The sequence below is a fragment of the Pseudomonas putida genome (genome assembly GCF_050990305.1).
GTDB classification, from domain to species: domain Bacteria; phylum Pseudomonadota; class Gammaproteobacteria; order Pseudomonadales; family Pseudomonadaceae; genus Aquipseudomonas; species Aquipseudomonas putida_AH.
Window position 1 is genome coordinate 3,598,460 of sequence record NZ_CP158817.1, and the last position, 15,662, is coordinate 3,614,121.

Genomic DNA, 15,662 nt, shown 5'->3' on the forward strand with positions numbered 1-15,662 from the left:
AGCGGTGTGGCTGCTCGCTTGACTGAAAAGTTACGGGTTTTCCTGCGACAGTTTTTATCATCCTGGCACTAGGTTTTATCATTTCGGCACATTTGTGGGCGCCACGAAAAAAACCTGTAGGAGCGAGCCTGCTCGCGATGGTCGTCAACGATAACGCGGGAAACCTGACACCCCGCGGTGATCCTGACTCCATCGCGAGCAGGCTCGCTCCTACAGGGAAAAGCGTCAGGCGCGGGCCTTGCGCCACTCTCGCGGCGTGCAGTCAAACCAGCGCTTGAAGGCGCGGGTGAAATTGCCCTGGGTCTCGTAACCCAGTCGGCTGGCAACTTCGGCGATGGGGAGATCGGGGTCGATCAGCAGGCGGGAGGCCATGTCCTTGCGAGTCTGCTCCAGCAACAACTCGAAACTGGTTTGTTGTTCGCTCAGGTGGCGGTAGAGGGTGAAGCGGTGCACGGCAAAAAATTCGGCTACCCGCTCGGCTGAACAATCGCCCTGCATCAGCAGCGCTTCGATGACCTGGCGAACCCGACTGGCGAGGTCCTGGCCTTCTCGGCCCTGCAGTTCGTCAAGATGACCACGCAGGAAGTCTTCGAGTTGGCGATCGTGACCGTCGCGCGGTTTATCCAGTAACGCCTGGGGAAACAGCACCTCATGTTGCGACTGGCCGAACCACACCGGGCAGCGGAAAAACTGTTCATACAGCCCCGCCGAACGCGGTTTGCGATAGGCGATGCGCACCAGTGCCGGTCGCCAGGCGTGGCCGACGATCAATTGCATGATGGTGACGATGGCGGCCAGGTAAGCCGTCAGCAATTGCTCGCTGCCTGGCACGTTGCCGGCAATCGAGAGGCGCATGCCTGCGTAGCCTCGCTCCTCGACCAGGCTCACGTGCAGGCCGCGATACCACAACCCGCAGTAGCGGATCAGGCTTTCAGTGGCGGCGCGTACCGTGGCGGCATTGAGCACCAGAAAACGCAGCGGACCCGCGTTTTGCAGGTTGGCTCGCTGTCCGAGCAACAAGCCCAGGTGATCACAGCCGGACAACTCGGCCGCCACTTCCAGAATCCTGCCGTGGGTGATCACCGGCAGCGGGCTCAGGTGTTGCTTGAACGAGTCAGGATAAATGCCGAATCCGGCCAGCAATGGCCAGGGATCGACACCGTGCTCCTGTAGCACTACCGGCAACGAGACGAGCGCACCCACCGGTATGGATTTATCCGCAACCCGTGGACTCGCTCGTTTCATCGCCCAACCTCCGTGGATGGCGCTAGAACTGCTCGGGGTCAAATGCCTTGAGGGTTGCAGCGCCGGTGCCGATACGCTGCAGGTGTATCGACGTCTGCGGCAGTATACGCTCGAAGAAGAACCGGGCAGTGGTCAGCTTGGCGCGGTAGAAATCGCCATCGGGTGAACCTTGTGCCAGAGGGTGCTGGGCAATAACGGCCATCTTCGCCCATTGCAGTGCGAACGCGACCAGCGCGGTCAGGTGCAGGAAATCGACCGCACCGGCGGCGGTGTCAGCCGCATCGGCGCTGCCCATGTATTCGACAGCCATCACCAGGTCTGCCAGCGCCAGGCGCAGCGCCTGCACCTCCATCAGTTCGCGGTCATGGGCGTCGCAGAACTCGTCCACCAGCGTCAGGAAACGGCGCATCGCCCGACCCTCGTCAAGCCGCAACTTGCGCGCCGCCAGATCCATTGCCTGCACACCGTTGGTGCCTTCATACAGCGGCGTGATCCGTGCATCGCGCTGGAACTGCTCCATGCCCCACTCGCGGATATAACCGTGCCCGCCAAAACACTGCATCGCCATTCCCGTACACTCCACGGCCTTGTCAGTGCAGTAAGCCTTGATCATCGGCGTGAGCAGGCCGAGCAAGTCGCTGGCGGCCTCACGCATCTCAGGGTTCGGGTGCTTGTGCGCAATATCGATCTGCAAACCTGCCCAATAGGTCAGCGCCCTGCCCCCTTCGACGAACGCGCGCTGGGTCAGCAACATGCGCTGCACATCGGGGTGCATCACGATCGGATCGGCTGGCTGCCCGGGCGATACCGCACCACCCGGCGCACGCCCCTGCAAGCGTTCGCGGGCATAGTGGGCGGCATTTTGATAGGCCACCGAAGCCAGGCTCAGCCCCTGAACGCCGACCGCCAGCCGCGCGCTGTTCATCATCACGAACATCACGCGCAGGCCTTGATGCGGTTGGCCGATCAGGTAACCGGTGGCACCGTCGTAATTCATCACGCAGGTCGGGTTGCCGTGGATGCCCATCTTCTCTTCCAGCGAACCGCAGCGTACCGCGTTGCGCTCGCCCAGCGAGCCATCGGCATTGACCAGCAATTTCGGCACGATGAACAGGCTGATGCCCTTCACCCCCGGCGGTGCATCCGGCAGGCGGGCCAGGACCAGATGAATGATGTTCTCGGCCAAGTCGTGCTCGCCGGCGGAGATGAAAATCTTCGTCCCGCTGATCCGATAGCTGCCATCGTCCTGCGGTTCGGCGCGGCTGCGCAGCAAACCCAGATCAGTACCGCAGTGCGGTTCGGTGAGGTTCATGGTGCCGGTCCAGCGGCCCTCGATCATGGGCGGCATGAACAGCGCCTTTTGCGCGTCGGTCCCGCCATTGGCGATGGCGTTCACCGCGCCATGGGTAAGCCCGGCGAACATCGAGAAGGCCAGATTGGCGCTGGTCATGATTTCGCGAACGGCAATCCCCAGCAAATGGGATAGCCCTTGACCGCCGAATTCGGGCGAGGCCGTCAGGCCGGTCCAACCGCTTTGCGCATACAGCTGATAAGCCTCGCGAAAACCGGGAGCGGTCGTCACTTCGCCATCGGTTAACTTGCAGCCGTGATGATCGCCGACGGCATTCAACGGCATCAGCACTTCACTGGCGAGTTTGCCGGCTTCCTCAAGAATCGCGGCGACCACATCAGGCGTGGCCTCGGCGAAGCCCGGCAGGTCGGCGTAGCGTTGCACGTGCAGCAGTTCATCGAGGACAAAGCGCATGTCCCGTAGCGGTGCGTTGTAAGTTGCCATGGTCACCTCCTTATAGACGTTCAATCACGACGGCCAGCCCCTGGCCGACGCCGATGCACAGGCTGACCACCGCATAACGGCCGCCCCGGCGTTCCAGTTCACGCAATGCGGTCAGTGCCAGACGCGCGCCGGAAGCCCCCAGCGGATGACCGAGGGCAATAGCGCCGCCGTTGGGATTGACCCGCGGGTCGTCGGCACGCAAGTTGAGCAGATGCAAGCAACCCAGCACCTGCACGGCGAAGGCTTCGTTGATCTCGATCAGGTCCATGTCGGCCAGACTCAGTCCGGCACGTTCCAGCGCCTTGGGAATGGCAAAGGCCGGGCCGATGCCCATCACCCGGGGTTCGACACCACTGGCGGCACCGGAGAGGATTCGCCCGCGAGGCTTGACGCCATGGTGCTCTCCCAGCGCGCGACTGCCGATGAGCAAGGCCGCAGCACCATCGTTGATGCCCGAGGCGTTGCCGGCGGTGACCACACCGCCCTCGAACAACGGCTTGAGCTTGGCCAGATCCTCGGCATTGGCCTGTGGACGCGGGTGCTCATCGGCTGCCACGGCGAGCGTGCCCTTGCGACCGGCCGGCGCTTGCACGGCCAGGATTTCATCGGCGAAGAAACCGTCGGCCAGCGCCTTCGCATAGCGCTGCTGCGAGGCCAGGGCGAAAGCGTCAGCCGCCTCGCGTCCGATGCCGTAATCATGGGCCACGTTGTCGGCGGTTTCCGGCATGGTGTCGTCGCCGTACTGCGCATTGACCTTCGGATTGGGGAAGCGCGCGCCAATGGTAGTGTCGAACAGCTTCGCCTCACGGCTGTACGCCGATTCGCTCTTGCTCAACACAAAGGGCGCGCGGCTCATGCTTTCCACGCCGCCTGCCAGGTACAACTCGCCTTCGCCGCAGGTGACGGCACGTGCAGCATCGAGCAGGGCGGCCAGGCCGCTGGCGCACAGGCGATTGACGGTCTGCCCCGGCACGCTGACCGGCAGGCCCGCCGCCAGCAGCGCGTTGCGGGCGACGTTGCGACTGTCTTCGCCGGCCTGGTTGGTGCAACCGAGGATCACGTCCTCGATCTGCTCGGCCCGGAACGGCGAGCGCTCAACCAAAGCGCGCATCAATTGGGCAGCCAGATCATCCGGACGCACCGGCGCCAGACCGCCGCCATGGCGACCGAACGGCGTACGCAAACCATCGTAGATATAAGCGTCGAGCATTTTTTATTGTTCCTTCTCGTAATCGGTATCAAGTGTCAGCGGTGAGCAGAGACAAGCCCAGACGGGCGCGGCGCATCAGCCAGGGGCTGGGGCGATAACGCGGGTCGCGGTAGTAGTCGTGGAGGTTGTCGAGGATTTGCAGCACCGTATTGCCGCCCAGAGCATCGCCCCAAGCCAGCGGCCCCAGCGGATAACCCAGGCCAAGGCGGACGGCACTGTCGATGTCCTGCGGGCTGGCCACGCCTTGCTGCGCCATGTCGCAGGCGATGTTGACGATGTGCGCCAGTACCCGCTGGGCAACGAAGCCGGCGCTGTCGCGGATCACGCTGACCGGTTTACCGTCGGCAGCCAGCAGTGCGTGGGCCGCATCACGCCAACCGGGCGCGGTGATGGTCGTGGTCATCAAGACGCGGCGACGCTCCAATGGCAACAGCGTGTCCAGCGCCAGGGTGCGCATCGGGTCGAGCCCTTCGGCGATGGCTGCATGGGTCGCATCCGTACCCAGCGGCAACACCAGGCACAAAGCGTCGGGGCCTGGCCGCAGCCCCGTCTCGATAGGCGCACCGAGTCGCCGGAGCAGATCGATCACCGCATCACGGGCCTGGGGCCGTGCCATGCTGACCCACACCGGCGGCAGCTTCACGCTCGGAGCCGCTGCCTCGTCGGGCACCTGCTGCACACCCTCGACATAGCGGTAGAAACCCTGCCCGACCTTGCGACCGAGCAAGCCGCCGTCCAGACGTTGGCGAGTGATCACCGTCGGCCGATAACGGGGTTCCTGGTAATACTGCTCAAAGATCGATTCGGTGACCGGATGGGATACATCCAGCCCGGTCAGATCAAACAGCTCGCACGGCCCCATGCGAAAACCGGTCTGCTCGCGCAGAATCCGATCCAGGGTCTGCGGGTCGGTCACCGATTCGCTCAACACGCGCATGGCCTCGGTGCCATAACCACGACCGCCATGGTTGACGATGAAACCCGGAGTGTCCTGGGCGCGCACGGCGGTATGACCGAAGCGCTCGCCAAGCGCCAGCAAGGTCGTGCCAACCCACGGCTCGCTCCTGAGGCCATCGATCACCTCGACGATCTTCATCAGTGGCACCGGGTTGAAAAAGTGGAAGCCGCCGACTCGCCCCGGCACGCGACATTGCGCGGCGATGGCGGTCACCGACAGCGACGAGGTGTTGGTGGCCAACAAGCAGTCGTCCGCCACCACGGCTTCAAGGTCAGCGAACAAGGCACGCTTAATCTCGAGGTTCTCGACGATCGCTTCCACCACCAATTGGGCATCGGCCAGTTCGGCCAGGGAGGTTGCCGCCAGCAGATTCTGCGCGGCGGCCTGCACCTGCTGCTCGCTCAACTTGCCCTTGGCGCAAAGCTTTTCGAGGGTCGTGACGATGCCTTGGCGGGCGGTTTGCGCGGCACCTTCGCGGCTGTCGAAAAGCTGGACCGTGACCCCGGCCAACGCCGCGATTTGCGCAATGCCGGCGCCCATGACGCCCGCACCGACCACCGCCATGCGATTAATCTTTCGTGCACTCATGCTCAGTTCCCCGAATAGACCGGTTGGCGTTTTTCGAGGAAGGCACGCATGCCCTCCTTCTGATCGGCGGAATCAAACAGCAGCTGGAAGGCCTTGCGCTCCAGCATCAACGCGGCGTCCAGCGAGGCATCCTGACCCGCCAGCAAAACCTCCTTGATCTGCATGACCGCCAGTGGCGGCATACCGGCGATCTGTGCGGCCAGCTCCAGCGCGCGCGCCTGCACCTGGTCGTCTTCCACCACTTCACTGGCCAGGCCCATGCGCAGGGCCTCGTCGGCACTGACCGGTAGGCCGGTGAGCAGCATGCGCATGGCCTGGAACTTGCCGACCGCGCGGGTCAGGCGCTGGGTGCCGCCGGCACCGGGCATGATGCCAACGCGGATCTCCGGCTGACCGAATCGGGCGCCCAAGCCGGCGACAATCAAGTCGGCATGCATCGCCAATTCACAGCCGCCCCCCAGGGCGAAGCCATTGACCGCCGCGATCACCGGTTTCGGGCACTGGGCGATCGCCGCCCACAACCGTTGCGTCTGGCGCAGCAGCATGTCGATGGCGCCCCGCTCTGCCATATCGCGAATATCCGCACCGGCGGCGAACACCTGCTCGCCGCCGGTAAGCAGGATGCAACGGACTTCCGGATCGACGCCCAGCACACTGAAGTGTTCCGCCAGTTGCTCACGAACCGCTTGATTGAGCGCATTGCGCGCTTCGGGTCGGTTGAGGTGTATCCGCGCCACGCCCGTCATGGGGTGATCGACATAGGTCTCGTTCATAACTGCCTCTTGTTATTGTTCCGCTATGCGGAACCATGTTTTGCAATTAAAAACAAGCCTACGCAAACTCACCGGCGACTTGCAATCAAACAAACACACAGAATGACAAACGATGAATTCATTGCTGGAACTACATGTTCCGCTGTGCGAAACTTGATTCTATTTTATTGACTATCGCTTTTCGCCTGTGCCAGCATCCGGCCGGCGATCGGCGAGCCACTGCCCGACGCATGAGGAACGACCATGACCAAGCACACGCCTTTCGACACCGAATTCGACCCGCAGGAACTGGAGCAGGATCGCCAGTTCGTCACCGCCCTCGCCCGCGGGCTGGAGCTGTTGCGCTGCTTTGGTCCGGGCGAGCGCCTGCTGGGCAATCAGGAACTGGTGGTGCGCAGCGGTTTGCCCAAGGCCACGGTGTCCAGACTGACCTACACCCTGGTGCGCCTGGGTTACCTGCAATACGTCGAGAGCATGGGCAAGTACGCCCTCGACACTGGTGTGCTCGCCCTCGGCTACGCCCACCTCAGCGGTCTGGACATTCGCCGTGCCGCTCGACCGTTGATGGCGGAGCTCGCCGAGCAGACCCAGAGCTCGGTGTCCCTCGGCGCGCGGGACCGCTTGAGCATGGTCTACATCGACAACTGCCAGGGCAGCGGTCCGTTGACCCTGCGCCTGGACATCGGCGCCCGCATTCCCCTGGCCACCACCGCCATGGGCCGCGCCTACCTCGCCGCCTTGCCGGAACAGGAGCGCGATCTGCTGCTCGATCAACTGCGCGCCCGCGACCAGGAACAATGGCCGGCCATCCGCGAACAACTGGAAAAAGCCTTCCGCCAGTACCAGGACCAGGGCTTCTGCCTGTCCCTCGGTGGCTGGGAGAAAGACATCAACGCCGTTGGCGTTCCACTGATCAAACCCGACGGCTCCGGTGTCGTCGCCTTCAGCTGCGGCGGCCCGGCATTCACCCTGCGCCAGCACATGCTGGAGGACGACCTGGGGCCACGCCTTTCGCACATGGTGCGCAATGTCCAGGCCAGCCTAGGCCGACAATTCCAATAAGAGGTCATGCATGATCAACGATCAGGAAACACTCAACCTGCTGCTCGACAACCTGTCGCGCTTCGTCCGCGAGCGCCTGGTGCCCGCCGAGTCCGAAGTCGCGGAAACCGACCGGATTCCCCGGCACATTGTCGATGAGATGCGCGCATTGGGCCTGTTCGGCCTGTGCATCCCGCAGGAATACGACGGCCTCGGCCTGAGCATGGAAGAGGAAGTCCTGGTCGCCTTTGAACTGGGCAAGACGTCACCCGCTTTCCGCTCCTTGATCGGCACCAACAACGGCATCGGCTCCCAGGGCCTGATCATCGACGGCACCGAGGAGCAGAAGCAGCGCTACCTGCCGCGCATGGCTGCCGGCGAACTGATCGGCTCGTTCGCCCTCACCGAGCCGGGCGCAGGTTCCGACGCCGCGTCGCTGACAACCCGTGCCGAGCGCGAGGGAGATTTCTACGTCCTCAACGGCACCAAACGCTTCATCACCAACGCCCCGCAAGCCGGCATTTTCACGGTGATGGCCCGCACCAGCAGCGAGATCAAGGGTGCCGGCGGAATTTCCGCGTTCATCGTCGAGGCCGGCACGCCTGGGGTTTCCCTGGGCAAGATCGACCAGAAAATGGGCCAGAAAGGCGCGCACACCTGCGATGTCATCTTCGAAAACTGCCGAATTCCGGCCGCCAACCTGATCGGTGGCGAGGAAGGCATCGGCTTCAAAACGGCCATGAAAGTCCTCGACAAGGGCCGCCTGCACATTGCCGCCATTTGCGTCGGCGCCGCCGAACGGATGCTCGACGATGCCCTGACCTATGCGCTGGAGCGCAAGCAGTTTGGCCAGCCGCTGGCCGAGTTCCAATTGATCCAGGCGATGTTCGCCGACAGCCAGGCGGACATCTACGCCGCCCGCTGCATGGTCATCGACGCCGCGCGCAAGCGCGATCTCAAGCAGGACGTGTCCATGGAAGCCTCCTGCTGCAAGATGTTCGCCTCGGAAATGTGCGGCCGCGTGGCCGATCGTGCCGTGCAGATCTTTGGTGGCGCCGGTTACGTCAGCGAATATGGCATCGAGCGTTTTTACCGTGATGTGCGCCTGTTCCGCATCTATGAAGGCACCACGCAAATCCAGCAACTGGTGATCGCCCGCCACCTGATTCGTCGTGCGGGGCTCAAATAACATGCTGACCCGTGAAGATGTACTCGCCGGCCTGCCGGATTACTTGCACCAGATCCTCGACCGTCACCCGTCCAGCCACGATGACGCACCAGCGCTGTACGAGTCTGGGCAGACGCTCGGCTATGGCCAATTGCGCGAGGCGGTCGTTCGCCTGGCCGAGCAATTCGAACACGACGGCATCCGCGCCGGCGACCGGGTTATGTTGGTCGCGGAGAACAGCTGCCTGCTGGTGGCTTCCCTGCTCGCGCTCAGTCGCTTGAACGCCTGGTCCGTGGTGGTCAATGCGCGACTGTCAGCGGGGGAAATCGACAACATCCGCGACCATTGCAGCGCCCGCAGGGTCGTGTAAGGCAGCGCCATTTCGAAGGATGCCGTCGCCCATGCCGAGCGTGCCGGCGCGGTGCTGCGCATGGCGACCAATCTTGGCAGCTACCATCTCGGCCCCTTGTACGAAGACTGCGAGCCTGAGCCGGTAGAGACCGACCCGGCGCGCCAGGTCGCGATCATGATCTATACCACCGGCACCACGGGCGCGCCCAAAGGCGTCATGCTGACCCACCGCAACCTGCTTTACATCGCCCACTCCGCCAGCCTGCTGCGCCAGTTGTGCAGCGAGGACCGGGTCTACGCGGTGCTGCCGATTTCCCACGTGTACGGCCTGTCGGCGGTCTGCCTCGCCAGCCTGTTTGCCGGCGCTGCATTGCAACTGGAAGCGCGCTTCGATCCCCAGGAACTGGCCCGCGCCCTGCGTGATGACGGCGTCACCCTGATGCAAGGCGTTCCGACCATGTACGCCCGGCTGCTGGAACTGGCGGACGCCGGCCAGATCGCGTTGCACGCACCGCATTTGCGCTTCATGTATGCCGGCGGCTCGCCCCTGGACATGACCTTGAAAACGGCCGTCGAACAGCGCTTCGGCCTGACGCTGCACAACGGTTATGGCCTGACTGAAAGCTCACCCACGATCAGCCAGACGCGCATCGACGCCCCGCGCCGCGATACCTCCATTGGCCTGCCGATTCCCGGCCTCGAGGTTCGCCTGATGAATACCGACCGCAGTGCCAGCGTTGCACAGGGTGAAGTCGGCGAGTTGTGGGTGCGCGGCCCCAATGTGATGAAGGGTTACTACCGGGCGCCGGACAAAACCCTGGAAGTCCTGACAATCGATGGCTGGCTGAACACCGGTGACCTGGCCCGCCAGGACAGCGATGGCGCACTCTTCATCGCCGGACGCAGCAAGGAGTTGATCATCCGCTCGGGCTTCAACGTCTATCCCCCCGAAGTCGAGGCCGTCATCGCGGCGTTTCCGGGTGTGGTGATTGCTGCTGTCGTCGGCCGTCCGGTGGAAGGCAACGAAGAGGTCGTCGCGTTCCTTCAGGTCGCCAATCGCGAGGCATTCGATACCACGGCCTTGAAGGCCTTCCTGGCCGAACGCCTGTCTCCCTACAAACGCCCCAGTCATATCCACCTGCTCGACAGCCTGCCAGCCACCTCGTCAGGCAAGATCCTCAAGCACCAATTGAAGACCCGGGCCGAAGCGCTCTGAACCCGGCCGTGCCGGGGCATCCGCAATGGATGCCTCGGCGCGGATTTTCATGCTCACCTGAAGAAACCCCACATGAAACGACTGCTCGAAATCCCCGCAAACCGCCTGCCCGCCGAGGGACAGCGCGTCCTGCTACGCCATGAGGAAAAATCAGTGTTGCTGTTCAATGTCGCCGGCACCTTCCATGCCATCGACGACAGCTGCCCACACAGCGGCGCCTCCCTGTTCGCCGGCAAACTACACGGGACCCAGCTGCAATGCCCGGCTCATGGATTGAGGTTCAACCTGGACAAGGGTTGTCAGGGTGTGAAAGGAATGGAGGTCAGGACCTATCCAATCATCTGGCAAGGCGAGATTTGTATTGTGAATCTGTCTGAGTCTTGTGCGCTTGGATAGCGAGCAGGCGAAACTTAAATCCTGTGAATGGCAAATGTTGTGTTGATTGGCACCCTGCTGAAAGGCAGCAATCGACTGTGGATTCAACCAATCGCCGGAACAATGTAGCTGCTTCACCCAACTCCTTCTCGTATCATCGGCGCCTTTGCATCTGGAACGAACTGTGTGAAATCGCCAACTGGAAAAGCTCCGGCTGCCCCTGATGGGACGAAGTGGGACGTAGGCGAGGCTGTCAATCAGCTCTCGTGGGACGACTTGCGCATCATCAAGACGCTTAGTGAGTGCGGCAATCGTTCGGCTACGGCCAAGAAGCTTGGCATCAATGTATCCACCGTTTCGCGCCGAGTGGCTCAAGTTGAGCGAACGCTCGGCATCGCGCTGTTCGATCACCGCAAATCAGGGTATCTGCTCACCGCCGAGGGTGCTGAATTGCGAGCACTCGCCGAGCGAGTGGAACTGGATATCGTCAGCGTCACGCGGCGTGTTTCACGTTCAGGCCAAGGCCCCCTCGGGAAACTTCGAATTACCACCAGCGACTCGCTGCTGCTGTACTTCCTCACCCCCATCATCGCGGACTTCAAGGCCCTGAACGAGGGGATCACCATCGAGGTGCTGGTGGGCAATGAAACCCTTAGCCTCGCCCGGGATGAATCGGATATCGCGATTCGAGCGACGAGAAAACCTGCAGAAAGCCTGGTGGGCCGTAAACTGGCGAACATTGCCTGGGCACCCTACTGCAGCGCCAGGCAGATGACTGGCGAGGCCCTTTTCGAAGAGGGGCAGGCATGGGTGTCCTACTCGGCAGCGCTCTGCGGTTTGAGGGCGACAAGCTATGTCGAAAGCAGAGTCGCCACTGAGCGCATTGCCTACCGCACCGATTCTGTTGCAGCCGCAAGCGCTGCCATCGCGGCGGGCCTGGGGTTTGGATTCCTGCCCTGCATGCTGGGCGATATCACCCCGGGGTTGGTACGCGCCGGCCCGGTGGTGCCAGAGCTTCAGGACGAGTTGTGGCTGCTGACGCACCAGGACATTCGAAAGTCGTGGCGAGTCAAAGCATTCATGACCTTCTGCGCCGCTGCCGTGGCCAGTCAAAAGCCCTTGGTCGAGGGGCAATTGATACTCCCGGTCACCTAGATCGAAACCGGGAGTGCAGCTCAGATGTCTCGGGCGCCAATCACGGCTTTGCACACGATTTCAATCAGCTGCGGACGCTGGGCAAGTCTCGACACCCCAATGATATTGCTCGCGCACTGAGGCCGCTCAGTGCCATAGGCCGCCTTGCGCACTTTGCCGACTACCGCGAACGCAGCGTCCATGTCCAGCACATAAAGCGTTTCCTCGACAACATCTTGCATAGTTGCGCCATACAAGGCGAGCAGCTTCGAAATGTTGTCGTAAGCGACCTGCATCTGCTCTCCCATCGACGAGAAATCACTGGGCTTGCCGTCGGCGTTCAGCGGCGCCGGGGCTACCAGATTACCTGCCTCGTCATGGTTGAACTGGCCTGATACGTAGATCTCGTTTCCTACCCGCCGTGCCTGCGGATAACCATACGCCTCCTCCCAGGAAACGCCCCAGTAGGCGGTCTGCTTGTTGAACGGTTGTGAAGCTGCCATTGCATTCTCCTGCACATGACGGACCGGCTTGATCCGAATGGAAAGGCGAATGCTAGCAGCGCGGCCGCGTATTTAATGGCTCATAAATGCGCCAACAGGAGCGCAAAAGTGCGCCACCAACAGACGCGATGTTTCGTTATCTTTTGCTCGTCCTCAAGCAACGACGCTGAGGAGCGTACTCGTGACTACGGGAATGCCTGCAACGTGCGGGCCCCGAAACGGGTGCGATTGAACTTCAACAAGCTGAAAGGAAACAAAAATGAGCAATCCTAAGACTGAAGTCCTGACCCCGCTTAACAGCCAACTGATCTTCATCGATCAGCAGCCACAGATGGCCTTCGGCGTTCAGAGCATCGATCGGCAAACACTGAAGAACAACACCGTTGGCCTGGCCAAGGCCGCGAAGATTTTCAATATCCCCACCACCTTCACCACGGTTGAGACAGAAAGCTTCTCAGGTCACACCTACCCCGAGCTGCTCGCTGTGTTCCCGGACGCCCCGCTGCTGGAGCGCACCTCGATGAACTCCTGGGATGACCAGAAGGTGCGTGACGCACTCAAGCGAAATGGCCGCAACAAGATCATCGTCTCCGGCTTGTGGACCGAGGTATGCAACGCCACCTTCGCCCTGTCGGCAATGAACGATGCCGGCTATGAAATCTATATGGTTGCAGACGCCTCCGGCGGCACCACCAAAGAAGCCCACGATTACGCCATGCAGCGCATGATCCAGGCCGGCGTGGTACCGGTGACCTGGCAGCAGGTGCTACTGGAATGGCAACGGGACTGGAAGAACCGCGACACCTACGACGCCGTAATGGAACTGGTAAAGGAACATTCCGGTGCATATGGCATGGGCGTCGACTACGCCTACACCATGGTGCACAAGGCGCCTGAGCGCGTTCAGCATGGCCCTACCCTGGCGCCTGTCGCTGCATCTGTCTGAGCCATCGCCAGCCCCTGCCCTGGGGGCTGTTCACAGACTTGCGAAGGGTGCGCAGTCGACTGAACCGAGTCAACGAGCCTGGCCTGGAACCTCTGAGGATTTCCAATGCCCAGCGCTGTTCGAGTCAGGCGCTCGCATCCTGTTACCTGGATTAATGGATGTGTATGAACAAGGACAAATCTACCGTGCTGGCAACGCTCACACTGACTTCGACAGGGCAGCTCAAATCCTGGCAGATAAGAACTGCCAAACAACTGATGCTGGACAGGCTGGATACCGGCATTTCAGTGACTGAACTAGCCGAAGCTTGTGCATTGTCGCGCAGTCACTTCTCACGCAGGTTCAAGGAAAGCACCCGGATGTCCCCGCAGCGATGGCTGCGTGAACAGCGGGTCATTAAGAGCAGAGAGCTATTGAAGGCTTCCACGAAGTTGCTCACAGAGATCGCGCTGGAATGCGGCTTCAGCGATCAATCTCACTTCTGCCGTACATTCGTGAAGGCTGAAGGCATGACACCGAAGGCTTGGCAGCAACAAGCAATCTGCCCGATTCCGGTCGTTGCTTGAGACGGTAAGGCCTCATCAACGCGCGGGCCAGCCCGAGCGGAAAGCGGTGTAATCCCCTTGAAAATCAATTTGTTATAGCTACAGGCGATTGCTTAAAAAGCTTGCGCACAAATTTATTGCACAGCAACTTATTGCGCATTGTAATAACGCAAACATTTAAATCGCCAACAGAATCCCCCGAAGACATTCAAAAGTAAGGAAAGCCATGAAAGTTCTCTACACCGCAGTCGCAACCGCAACCGGTGGTCGTGATGGCCGTGCCATCTCCAGCGACAAGAACCTCGACGTGAAACTGGCCACTCCGAAGGAATTGGGCGGTGCCGGTGGTGATGCCACCAACCCTGAGCAACTGTTCGCCGCTGGTTACTCGGCCTGCTTCATCGGTGCACTGAAGTTCGTCGCCAGCCAGCGCAAACGCAGCATTCCAGCCGACGCTTCGATCACTGCGCGGGTCGGCATTGGCCAGATCCCAGGCGGCTTTGGCCTGGATATCGACCTGAACATCAACCTGCCAGGCCTGGAGCAAGCCGATGCACAAGCGTTGGTGGAGGCGGCCCACCAAGTGTGCCCGTACTCCAACGCAACCCGTGGCAACGTCGATGTCCGTCTGCACGTCACCGTCTAACTTCCCGCCTCACCAGAAACAGGAGATATGAAATGAACGTTTTGACCAAAACACTCGCTGGCTCGCTCCTTGCCTTGTCGATCGGTAACGCATTCGCTGACTCTGGCGTCGAACACAACACCCAGGCATTCCTCGATGCATTGAACTCAGGCAGTGGCAAACCCATCGAGCAGCTTTCGCCGAAGGACGCCCGCGCGGTACTGACCGGCGCTCAGGCCGGGGTAAAACTGACACTGCCCAAGGCGGATGTCAGCGAGAAGACCATCACCGTCGACGGCCAGAACATCAGCTTGACCATCGTGCGTCCGGCGGGTGTGAAGGGGACCCTGCCTGTGTTCATGTACTTCCACGGCGGTGGCTGGGTGCTCGGCGACTTCCCGACCCATGAGCGCCTGGTGCGCGATCTGGTCGTCGGGTCCGGGGCGGTGGCGGTGTTCGTCAATTACACCCCGTCCCCTGAAGCGCATTACCCGACGGCGATCAACCAGGCCTACGGGGCAACCAAATGGGTGGCCGAGCACGGCAAGGAAATCAATGTCGACGGTAAGCGCCTGGCGGTAGCGGGCAACAGCGTCGGCGGCAACATGGCAGCCGTGGTCAGCCTGATGGCCAAGGATAAAGGTACCCCGGCCATTAAGTACCAGGTGCTGCTGTGGCCAGTGACCGACGCCAACTTCGAGACAGCGTCGTACAACCAGTACGCCGAGGGACACTTCCTCACCAAGAACATGATGAAGTGGTTCTGGGACAACTACACCACCGACCCCAAGCAACGTGCCGAGATCTACGCCTCGCCGCTGCGCGCGACCACTGAGCAGTTGAAAGGCCTGCCGCCAGCGCTGGTCCAGACCGCGAGTGCCGATGTGCTGCGCGACGAAGGGGAAGCCTACGCTCGCAAACTGGACCAAGCCGGCGTGCCGGTCACCGCGGTGCGCTACAACGGCATGATCCATGACTACGGCTTGCTGAACGTGGTCAGCCAGGTTCCGGCGGTACGCTCTGCAATGCTGCAGGCTTGCGAAGAGCTGAAAGTTCATTTGAAGTGACCCCCACTCAAGACCGCAGATGTATGCCATGGACTGGTAATTACCGCTGCAAACGAAAAACCCGCTAAACAGCGAAATGCTGTTCACTTAAGAACAATCACTGTAACTGTGGCGAGGGAGCT

The 15,662-nt window shown here is 61.5% G+C and carries 16 protein-coding genes; 10 read left to right on the plus strand and 6 right to left on the minus strand.

Translation table 11 applies throughout. The features are described from left to right. Nucleotides 1-225 precede the first annotated feature (225 nt). From ABTV22_RS16180 to ABTV22_RS16200, 5 genes are read right to left on the minus strand one after another with little or no spacing between them, the layout of a single operon-like run. The gene (locus ABTV22_RS16180; RefSeq protein ID WP_433735504.1) at nucleotides 226-1,245 is read right to left on the minus strand and encodes an AraC family transcriptional regulator; all 1,020 of its coding nucleotides are present in this window, start codon (nucleotides 1,243-1,245) and stop codon (nucleotides 226-228) included. A gap of 22 nt (nucleotides 1,246-1,267) precedes the next feature. After that, a complete protein-coding gene (locus tag ABTV22_RS16185; protein WP_433735505.1) occupies nucleotides 1,268-3,040 on the minus strand; it encodes an acyl-CoA dehydrogenase C-terminal domain-containing protein in 1,773 nt (590 codons plus the stop codon). Nucleotides 3,041-3,050: 10 nt separating this feature from the next. After that, nucleotides 3,051-4,250, minus strand: a complete 1,200-nt coding sequence (locus ABTV22_RS16190; protein ID WP_433735506.1) for a 3-oxoadipyl-CoA thiolase — start codon at nucleotides 4,248-4,250, stop codon at nucleotides 3,051-3,053. A 28-nt stretch (nucleotides 4,251-4,278) separates the two neighbouring features. Continuing rightward, the gene (locus tag ABTV22_RS16195) at nucleotides 4,279-5,796 is read right to left on the minus strand and encodes a 3-hydroxyacyl-CoA dehydrogenase (protein WP_433735507.1); all 1,518 of its coding nucleotides are present in this window, start codon (nucleotides 5,794-5,796) and stop codon (nucleotides 4,279-4,281) included. A 2-nt stretch (nucleotides 5,797-5,798) separates the two neighbouring features. Beyond that, nucleotides 5,799-6,569, minus strand: a complete 771-nt coding sequence (locus tag ABTV22_RS16200) for an enoyl-CoA hydratase (protein ID WP_433735508.1) — start codon at nucleotides 6,567-6,569, stop codon at nucleotides 5,799-5,801. 243 nt (nucleotides 6,570-6,812) lie between these two features. On the opposite strand from ABTV22_RS16200, the gene ABTV22_RS16205 reads away from it, so the two are divergent. The 6 genes from ABTV22_RS16205 (at nucleotide 6,813) to ABTV22_RS16230 (ending at nucleotide 11,875) form a co-directional block, all read left to right on the plus strand. Continuing rightward, nucleotides 6,813-7,631 carry an IclR family transcriptional regulator gene (locus ABTV22_RS16205; protein WP_433735509.1) on the plus strand — a complete coding sequence of 273 codons (819 nt, stop codon included), beginning with the start codon at nucleotides 6,813-6,815 and terminating at the stop codon, nucleotides 7,629-7,631. 10 nt (nucleotides 7,632-7,641) lie between these two features. Further along, nucleotides 7,642-8,799: an acyl-CoA dehydrogenase family protein gene (locus ABTV22_RS16210; RefSeq protein WP_433735510.1), complete on the plus strand. Its 1,158-nt coding sequence runs from the start codon at nucleotides 7,642-7,644 to the stop codon at nucleotides 8,797-8,799. 1 nt (nucleotide 8,800) lies between these two features. After that, nucleotides 8,801-9,148: an AMP-binding protein gene (locus ABTV22_RS16215; protein ID WP_433735511.1), complete on the plus strand. Its 348-nt coding sequence runs from the start codon at nucleotides 8,801-8,803 to the stop codon at nucleotides 9,146-9,148. 60 nt (nucleotides 9,149-9,208) lie between these two features. Next, entirely contained in the window at nucleotides 9,209-10,345 is a 1,137-nt protein-coding gene (locus ABTV22_RS16220; protein WP_433735512.1) for a class I adenylate-forming enzyme family protein, read from the plus strand. Nucleotides 10,346-10,417: 72 nt separating this feature from the next. After that, complete coding sequence (locus ABTV22_RS16225; protein WP_433735513.1) at nucleotides 10,418-10,741, plus strand: Rieske (2Fe-2S) protein; 324 nt, start codon at nucleotides 10,418-10,420, stop codon at nucleotides 10,739-10,741. 165 nt (nucleotides 10,742-10,906) lie between these two features. Further along, entirely contained in the window at nucleotides 10,907-11,875 is a 969-nt protein-coding gene (locus ABTV22_RS16230; RefSeq protein WP_433735514.1) for a LysR family transcriptional regulator, read from the plus strand. Between the two features lie 20 nt (nucleotides 11,876-11,895). Here ABTV22_RS16230 and ABTV22_RS16235 read toward each other — a convergent pair whose 3' ends face one another. After that, on the minus strand, nucleotides 11,896-12,357 hold the full coding sequence (locus ABTV22_RS16235; RefSeq protein ID WP_433735515.1) for a RidA family protein: 462 nt from the start codon (nucleotides 12,355-12,357) through the stop codon (nucleotides 11,896-11,898). 259 nt (nucleotides 12,358-12,616) lie between these two features. Between ABTV22_RS16235 and ABTV22_RS16240 the strand changes: the two genes are divergently transcribed. From ABTV22_RS16240 to ABTV22_RS16255, 4 genes are all read left to right on the plus strand, one after another. After that, entirely contained in the window at nucleotides 12,617-13,303 is a 687-nt protein-coding gene (locus ABTV22_RS16240; RefSeq protein WP_433735516.1) for a hydrolase, read from the plus strand. A 164-nt stretch (nucleotides 13,304-13,467) separates the two neighbouring features. Then, nucleotides 13,468-13,869, plus strand: a complete 402-nt coding sequence (locus tag ABTV22_RS16245) for a helix-turn-helix domain-containing protein (protein WP_433735517.1) — start codon at nucleotides 13,468-13,470, stop codon at nucleotides 13,867-13,869. Between the two features lie 205 nt (nucleotides 13,870-14,074). Then, nucleotides 14,075-14,494, plus strand: a complete 420-nt coding sequence (locus ABTV22_RS16250) for an organic hydroperoxide resistance protein (protein WP_433735518.1) — start codon at nucleotides 14,075-14,077, stop codon at nucleotides 14,492-14,494. A 32-nt stretch (nucleotides 14,495-14,526) separates the two neighbouring features. Continuing rightward, nucleotides 14,527-15,540: an alpha/beta hydrolase gene (locus tag ABTV22_RS16255; protein WP_433735519.1), complete on the plus strand. Its 1,014-nt coding sequence runs from the start codon at nucleotides 14,527-14,529 to the stop codon at nucleotides 15,538-15,540. Nucleotides 15,541-15,662: the final 122 nt, after the last annotated feature.

Coding starts and splice junctions, on each gene's coding strand:
- ABTV22_RS16180 (WP_433735504.1), bottom strand. CDS start 1,245: ATGAAACGAGCGAGTCCACGGGTTGCGGATAAATCCATACCGGTGGGT.
- ABTV22_RS16185 (WP_433735505.1), bottom strand. CDS start 3,040: ATGGCAACTTACAACGCACCGCTACGGGACATGCGCTTTGTCCTCGAT.
- ABTV22_RS16190 (WP_433735506.1), bottom strand. CDS start 4,250: ATGCTCGACGCTTATATCTACGATGGTTTGCGTACGCCGTTCGGTCGC.
- ABTV22_RS16195 (WP_433735507.1), bottom strand. CDS start 5,796: ATGAGTGCACGAAAGATTAATCGCATGGCGGTGGTCGGTGCGGGCGTC.
- ABTV22_RS16200 (WP_433735508.1), bottom strand. CDS start 6,569: ATGAACGAGACCTATGTCGATCACCCCATGACGGGCGTGGCGCGGATA.
- ABTV22_RS16205 (WP_433735509.1), top strand. CDS start 6,813: ATGACCAAGCACACGCCTTTCGACACCGAATTCGACCCGCAGGAACTG.
- ABTV22_RS16210 (WP_433735510.1), top strand. CDS start 7,642: ATGATCAACGATCAGGAAACACTCAACCTGCTGCTCGACAACCTGTCG.
- ABTV22_RS16215 (WP_433735511.1), top strand. CDS start 8,801: ATGCTGACCCGTGAAGATGTACTCGCCGGCCTGCCGGATTACTTGCAC.
- ABTV22_RS16220 (WP_433735512.1), top strand. CDS start 9,209: ATGGCGACCAATCTTGGCAGCTACCATCTCGGCCCCTTGTACGAAGAC.
- ABTV22_RS16225 (WP_433735513.1), top strand. CDS start 10,418: ATGAAACGACTGCTCGAAATCCCCGCAAACCGCCTGCCCGCCGAGGGA.
- ABTV22_RS16235 (WP_433735515.1), bottom strand. CDS start 12,357: ATGGCAGCTTCACAACCGTTCAACAAGCAGACCGCCTACTGGGGCGTT.
- ABTV22_RS16240 (WP_433735516.1), top strand. CDS start 12,617: ATGAGCAATCCTAAGACTGAAGTCCTGACCCCGCTTAACAGCCAACTG.
- ABTV22_RS16245 (WP_433735517.1), top strand. CDS start 13,468: ATGAACAAGGACAAATCTACCGTGCTGGCAACGCTCACACTGACTTCG.
- ABTV22_RS16250 (WP_433735518.1), top strand. CDS start 14,075: ATGAAAGTTCTCTACACCGCAGTCGCAACCGCAACCGGTGGTCGTGAT.
- ABTV22_RS16255 (WP_433735519.1), top strand. CDS start 14,527: ATGAACGTTTTGACCAAAACACTCGCTGGCTCGCTCCTTGCCTTGTCG.